Annotated in this window: 5 protein-coding genes and 1 pseudogene; 2 read left to right on the top strand and 4 right to left on the bottom strand. The window is 72.9% G+C overall.

Going from position 1 to position 6,182, the window contains the following annotated elements:
* Positions 1-1,551, top strand: a pseudogene (locus tag AC5L36_RS21375) (hypothetical protein); the annotation flags it as partial.
* Positions 1,552-2,192: 641 nt separating this feature from the next.
* Positions 2,193-3,056, top strand: coding sequence for a dioxygenase family protein (locus tag AC5L36_RS21370; RefSeq protein WP_441215400.1), 864 nt, complete (start codon positions 2,193-2,195; stop codon positions 3,054-3,056).
* A gap of 153 nt (positions 3,057-3,209) precedes the next feature.
* On the opposite strand, the gene AC5L36_RS21365 is transcribed toward AC5L36_RS21370, so the two are convergent.
* From AC5L36_RS21365 to AC5L36_RS21350, 4 genes are all read right to left on the bottom strand, one after another.
* A complete protein-coding gene (locus AC5L36_RS21365) occupies positions 3,210-3,662 on the bottom strand; it encodes a hypothetical protein (protein ID WP_441215399.1) in 453 nt (150 codons plus the stop codon).
* A gap of 105 nt (positions 3,663-3,767) precedes the next feature.
* Complete coding sequence (gene pspM / locus AC5L36_RS21360; RefSeq protein WP_441215398.1) at positions 3,768-4,559, bottom strand: phage shock envelope stress response protein PspM; 792 nt, start codon at positions 4,557-4,559, stop codon at positions 3,768-3,770.
* A 12-nt stretch (positions 4,560-4,571) separates the two neighbouring features.
* Entirely contained in the window at positions 4,572-5,435 is an 864-nt protein-coding gene (locus AC5L36_RS21355) for a PspA/IM30 family protein (RefSeq protein ID WP_441215397.1), read from the bottom strand.
* Positions 5,436-5,626: 191 nt separating this feature from the next.
* The gene (locus AC5L36_RS21350) at positions 5,627-6,175 is read right to left on the bottom strand and encodes a helix-turn-helix domain-containing protein (RefSeq protein WP_441215396.1); all 549 of its coding nucleotides are present in this window, start codon (positions 6,173-6,175) and stop codon (positions 5,627-5,629) included.
* Positions 6,176-6,182 lie beyond the last annotated feature (7 nt).

Raw genomic sequence — 6,182 nt, 5'->3', positions numbered from 1 at the left:
CTGAGCGGCGCCGGCGCCGGCTCCGCGGGCTCGGCGGGTTCCGCGCTCGTGCGGCGGCTGCTGCGGCGCCGCTCGGTGCAGGCGGCGGCCGGTGCCGCGGCGGTCGCGGCCGCGGTGGCGGCGCTGGCCATGCTGCTCACCAGCCAGCCGACGCCGGTGGCCGGGCCGCCTCCTTCCGCGGCTCCCGCGGCGCCACCGCCTCCCCCGGCCGCGACGGTGCCGCCTCCGGTCGTGCCCTCGCCCTCTGTTTCGGAACCCTCGTCCGCCGCTCCGCCGCCACCCACGCCGTCGCAATCTCCATCGCCATCGTCGCCTCCGGCGGCTCTGGAGGCGCGGCTGGAGCCGGTTGGCACCCTGGTGCGCGGGCGGCCGGGCGTGCTCGCGCTGACGGTCGTCCACTCCGGACAGCGGGGCGGCGTGGGTGGCAGCCTGGCACTGCCGGACACCGGTCCACTCACCGCGCGGCTGACCCTCCCTCGTGGAGTGAGCCTCCGCTCAGGACCGGCGGGCGACGGCTGGACCTGCGCCGCCGTCCGCTGTGGACGATCCGCGTTGGCCGCCGGTGGCACCACGCGCGCGTACCTGCCGGTCACCGTCTCCGACACGGCGGCCGACGACCCGCCGCGGGTCCAGCTCACCGCGCCGCGGGCCCGCGCGGTGGCGGCGACCGCTACGGCCGGGGTACGGGCCAGTGGGCTCCCCGCGACCTTCGCCGGCACGGCACCGGTCGCGCTCGCGGTCGGCGGCAACTCGCTGCTCTCCTGCGGCGACACCTCGCGCACCTGCCCGGACGCGCGGTCGGGCCAGCGCGCGGCCGACAACGGCGACTACCACATGACCCGCTACACCGACACGCGGGCGCCGGCCGGCTACCCGTACGGCGCGGCGGTGAGCGGAGCGGCGATCCCCGTGCGCGGGAAGGTGCTCTGGGCCGGCCTCTACTGGTCCGGCACCGGACCCCGCCCCAACGAGCCGGTCGCGCGGCTGCGGGTGCCCGGCGCGGACGGGTACGCCCCGGTGGCGGCCACCCGCGTGGACACCGCCTCGGCGGCCGACTTCGGAGACGTGTACCAGGCGTCGGCCGACGTCACCGCACTCGCGCGGGGCGCCCGGGGCGGCGGCACGTGGTGGGTCGCCGTGGAGCGCGAGGCCTTCAAGGGCGGCTACAACACGTACGCCGGCTGGGCCCTCGTCGTGGTCGCGGACGGCGGCGGTACACAGCGGACGGTGGCCGTCTTCGACGCCTTCACGCCGGTGGCCCGCGGCGGCTCGTACTCGTCCCCACTGTGGGGCGCGCCCGGCCCGGCGAGCATAGGCCTGGTCGCCTGGGAGGGCGACCGCACGCTGGCCGGCGATCGCCTCGTCATCGGCGGCGCGGCGGCCGGCGGCGACAACGTGGCCGCGAGCCGGTCGGACGGCACGCCGGCGGGCTGGCACACGCTGGGCACGGACGCCCGCGTGCTGCCCGCCCGCCCGCGCTCCCCCACCCTCACCGCGTCGGCGACGACGGACGCCTGGCTGCTCGGCCCGGTCGCGCTCGTATCAGGCTGAGCGCGGCGCCGCGCTCCTCAGTCCAGACACGCCACAGCGAGCCTCAGCCCTGTAGAGACGACGCCGCTCACCAGGGCGACCTCTCCTTGGCCCAGAATGCTGGTGCTCAGGCAGACGCCGTCACTGAGTTGAGCCGTCTGCCGGCACACTTCAGCCACGCGTTCACGCCAACCTTTCCGGGCCGGATCTTCGGTCATCTTTCCTGGACTCCTTATGGACAAAGCACTCTTCACCGTTGTGGATCCGATCGCGCGCGCGACCAGCCGCTCACCAGGACGATCGGTCCCGGCAATCACTTAAAGGCGCAAGTGAAGATATGGTCTGGCTGCGGATGAGCGACCTCGCCTCGTTCGCCGACGCCTCGCTGCCCCGCCTCTCCCAGGTGGTCGGCCGGCTCGAGCGGCGCGGCTAGGTGCGGCGCACCCCGGATCCGGCCGACGGCCGCTACACGCTCGCCACCCTCACCGAGGACGGTCGGGCCACGGTGGTGGCGACCGCGCCGGGACACGTCGAGGAGGTCCGCCGCCTCGTCTTCGACCCCCTCACCAAGGCCCAGCAGCGCCAGCTGGGCACGATCGGCCGGCGCGTCATGGGCGCGATCGACCCGACGGCACCTGCCCCACCCGCTGAAAGGCCCCCCGATGATCCCCGCGGGCGCGTACGACGCGTTTCTCCCCGAGGCCCTGACCAAAGCCCGCACCCACCGGGCCTGGATACCGGCCGACGGTGCCCTGCCCGCCCTCTACCTCAGCCACGGCGCGCCGCCCCTCTTCGACGACGGCCCCTGGCTGCGGCAGCTCTTCGACTGGGCGCAGGCCCTCCCCAAGCCGCGCGGCATCGTCATCGTCTCCGCGCACTGGGAGACCGCCCCGCTGAGCCTCTCCGCACCGGCCGCGAACACCCCGCTGGTCTACGACTTCGGCGGCTTCCATCCGCGCTACTACGAGATGGAGTACGGCACGCCCGACGCCACCACGCTCGCCCGCCGCGTCGCCGCCGCCATGCCCGACACCGAGCCGGTGCACCAGCACCCGAGCCGCGGGCTCGACCACGGCGCCTGGGTGCCGCTGATGGCCATGTATCCGCTGGCGGACATCCCGGTGCTCCAGCTCAGCCTGCCCACCCACGACCCGGCCCGCCTGCTCGACATCGGCGCGAGACTCCGCCCGCTGCGGCAGGAGGGCGTGCTGGTGATCGGCTCCGGCTTCATGACACACGGCCTGCCGTTCGTCACCCGCGAGATGTTTCTGCACGGCACGGTGCCCGCCTGGTCCGCCGACTTCGACGCCTGGGTGGCCGACGCCCTGGCCCGCGGCGACGTGGACACGCTCGCCAGCTATCGCGACCACGCGCCCGGCATGCCGTACGCACACCCGACGCCCGACCACTACATCCCGCTCTTCGTCACACTGGGCGCCGCCGACCGCCCTGACCACCCGGTAGACACGACCATCGACGGCTACATGATGGGCTTTTCGAAGCGCTCGTTCCAAACCACCGCCTGACGACCGGCGCGGCGGATCCTGCCACGGGAGATGGACGTCTCACCATCGCATGATCTGTGCGATCAGAATCGCATTCGAGGACGCGGACGCGCGCTTACCAAAACGATTAACGGGTGTCGACGCGTCGGAAGTTCGGATACCACAGCAGCTCCGTCAGCTGGGCCCGATCCATAGGGCAAGCCAACCTGCGATCATGCTGCTGGCACCGACGGCCAGCGACAGCATGTCGAAGGCACGCAGGCGCGTCGGCTGCCCCGCCGGCGTTGTGGGGATCCCACCTGATTGGGCGGCATGGACCGGCTGATCGGGGTACTCGTACGTGGTCGCCGCCTGGTCGCGGTCGTGGCCGAAGATTCTCCCGATGCGGTCGAAGCGGTGGTGGCGGCAGCCGATCAGCAAGCCGCAGCCGATAAGGCGGCAAGCTTTTCGCTGGCGCGTGTAGCCGCCGCACTTGAATGGTGCGACCAAAGCCAGGTAAGGAACGAACAGCGCCAGCGCAACGAAGATCGCCAGACGACGCTGGTCGGAGACCCAGAACAACAAAACCAAGGCGACCAGTACGATCCCGACGGTCACGCGCTCTGCGACCTTGGATTTCCTGGCCATAGAAGGACGCTAATGGCTAGCGGAGCGTAGCGGAACCCATCCCGACGGTAGTCAATCCGACAGGATCTGAGGCCAGCGGCTGACACGGACCAGGGCAATAAGGGTCTATGCCGTCTGGGGTGGGATGCGCATCGGCTCGGTGAGGTCGCGGAGCTCGGCCAGGCCCGCCGCCACGCCGCGGAGCATGTCGCTGGCCTCGGTCAGGCGGGACACGGCCGGGTGCTCGGTGGCCGCGCGGCCGTCCTCCGCCACGTAGCTGGCCGCGGCGGCGACCAGGCGTTCGTACGCCACCACGCCGCTCTCCAGCTGGTCGACCAGGTTTTGCCTGGCCTCCTCCAGCGCGGGCCTCGTGTCGGCCGGGGCGAAGCGCAGTGCCTTTTCGATCGTGGCCACCCGGTGGGCGAGGTCGCGCAGTGACTGCTCGGCCACCGCGGCCTCCAGCACCGCGGGCTCTCCCGGGCCGGTGAGGCGGCCGGCCAGGCCGGACAGGGTGAGTGACGCGCGGTCGAGGCGGGCCCACGGGCTCGCCGCGGACGAGCCGCGGAGGGCGAAGCGGGCCTGTTGGCGGCGCACCTCGTCGAGGGCCGAACGGCCGACGGGCAGGCGCTGGACGGCGGCGATCAGCTTGGCGCGGGCCTGCTCGCCGGCCAGGGCCGGGTCGGGCGGTGGCGGGGCGGGCTGCGCGGCCAGGGCGCGGAAGTCGACCCACCGCCAGGCGGCCAGCGCGATCGAGCCGCCCGCCGCGGCGGCCCAGGCCGCGTCGGGGAGGCCGAGGCCGGCGTACGGGGTGAGGACCGCCGCGGCGCCCCCCAGGCCCGCGGCGAGCACGCTCCACCGGCGCGCGGAACGGCGCAACCGGCGGAGCCGCCGGAAGTAGCGGGCCCGGGGATCTGCCACGGCAGCCTCCTGCTATCCGGCCGCGCTGGCGTCGCCGGTGGTCTTTTCCTTGTTGGCCATGCTGGCCCGGATCTGGTCGAGGCGAGCCACGCCGGCCGAGTCGGCGGGGTTGGCCTGCCCGACCGCGGGCGCGGCCGGCTTGGACGCGAGCTGGTCACCGGCCATGCTGGCCCGGATCTGCTCCAGCCGAGAAGAGCCGGCCAGGTCCAACGTGGACTTTTGAATCTCGAGCATGCGGCCCTCGACCGAGTTGCCGGCGAGCTCGGCGCGGCCCATCGCGTTGGCGTAGCGCCGCTCGATCTTCTCCCGCACCTCGTCGAGCGAAGGGGTGTTGCCCGGCGCGGCCAGCGCGGACATCGACTCCAGCGAGCGGGCCACGGTCTCCTGCATCTTGGCCTGCTCGAGCTGGCTGAGCAGCTTGGTGCGCTCGGCCAGCTTTTGCTGGAGGACCATCGCGTTGTTTTCCACCGCCTGGCGGGCCTGGCCGGCTGCGCCGAGCGCCTGGTCGTGGAGGGTCTTGAGATCCTCCATCGACTGCTCGGCGGCGACCAGCTGGGTGGCGAGCGTCTGCGCGGTCTGCTCGTACTTACCCGCCTCGGCCTCGTCACCGCCCGCCCGCGCCTTGTCGGCGAGCACCAGCGCCTGGCGGGCCATCGACTGAAGCTTTTCCACCTCGGACATCTGCCGGGAAAGCTTCATCTCGAGCTGCCGCTGGTTGCCGATAACGGCGGCCGCCTGCTGGACGAGCGCCTGGTGCTGGCGCTGCGCGTCTTCGATCGCCTGCTGGATCTGCACCTTGGGATCGGCGTACTCGTCGATCTTGGCGCCGAACAACGCCATGAAGTAGCGCCAGCCCTTGACGAACGGGTTCGCCATCTCGCGGTATCCCCTCAGTGTCAGCACTCCGGTCGAGCCGCCACCGCGATGGGCGGCGCGCCCCCGCGGTCCGGCAGAGTTCCATACTCCCAGCCCGGCGCCAACCCGTCATGCGACCTCAGGGGGATATCCGGGTATGTGCCGACCGTGCCTGGGTGGATGCCGCCCCGCGCGGTTAAACCCTACGCGCGTCAGGCGACGCAGACTACATCCCGGTCACGCGGGGTGGGACGCACGGTGCGCGTGGTGCGCAGGACCGCGCTGAGCGGCGTGTCCTGGCGGATCGAGACCGAGACGGCACCGTCGGTGATCTTGCCACCGGCGACCTTGCCGGGCCGGGCCATGCGGTGCACGGCGGCCTCGGGCTGGCTCGGGGTCTCCTCGCCGGCACCCGCCGTGGCCGGCACCGGGGCGGGCGCGGGCGTGCGGGCCGGCGCGGCCGCCGGCGGCGTGTCGCGGCCGTCGCGGTCGCCACCCTGGGCCGGAACCAGCACGTGCTCCATCTGCTCGGCCAGCGCCATCTCGTCGCTGACCTCGCGCAACAGCTCGGAGAGGTGGGCGCCGAGCGCCTCGCAGATCGAGGCGAGCAGCTCGCTGGACGCTTCCTTTTGACCGCGCTCGATCTCGGAGAGGTATCCGAGACTCACGTTGGCGGCGGTAGAGACCTCGCGCAGGGTGCGGTGCTGCCCCTGCCGGCGCGCACGCAGTGCGTCACCGATCACACGGCGTAGCAGGATCATGGCACCT

The sequence above is a fragment of the Phytohabitans sp. LZ39 genome (genome assembly GCF_059359075.1).
This window is presented reverse-complemented; position numbering and strand designations above follow the sequence as displayed.

Excerpts from the sequence above, each read along its gene's own strand:
- AC5L36_RS21370 (WP_441215400.1), top strand. The coding sequence starts at position 2,193 with ATGATCCCCGCGGGCGCGTACGACGCGTTTCTCCCCGAGGCCCTGACC.
- AC5L36_RS21365 (WP_441215399.1), bottom strand. The coding sequence starts at position 3,662 with ATGGCCAGGAAATCCAAGGTCGCAGAGCGCGTGACCGTCGGGATCGTA.
- AC5L36_RS21355 (WP_441215397.1), bottom strand. The coding sequence starts at position 5,435 with ATGGCGAACCCGTTCGTCAAGGGCTGGCGCTACTTCATGGCGTTGTTC.
- AC5L36_RS21350 (WP_441215396.1), bottom strand. The coding sequence starts at position 6,175 with ATGATCCTGCTACGCCGTGTGATCGGTGACGCACTGCGTGCGCGCCGG.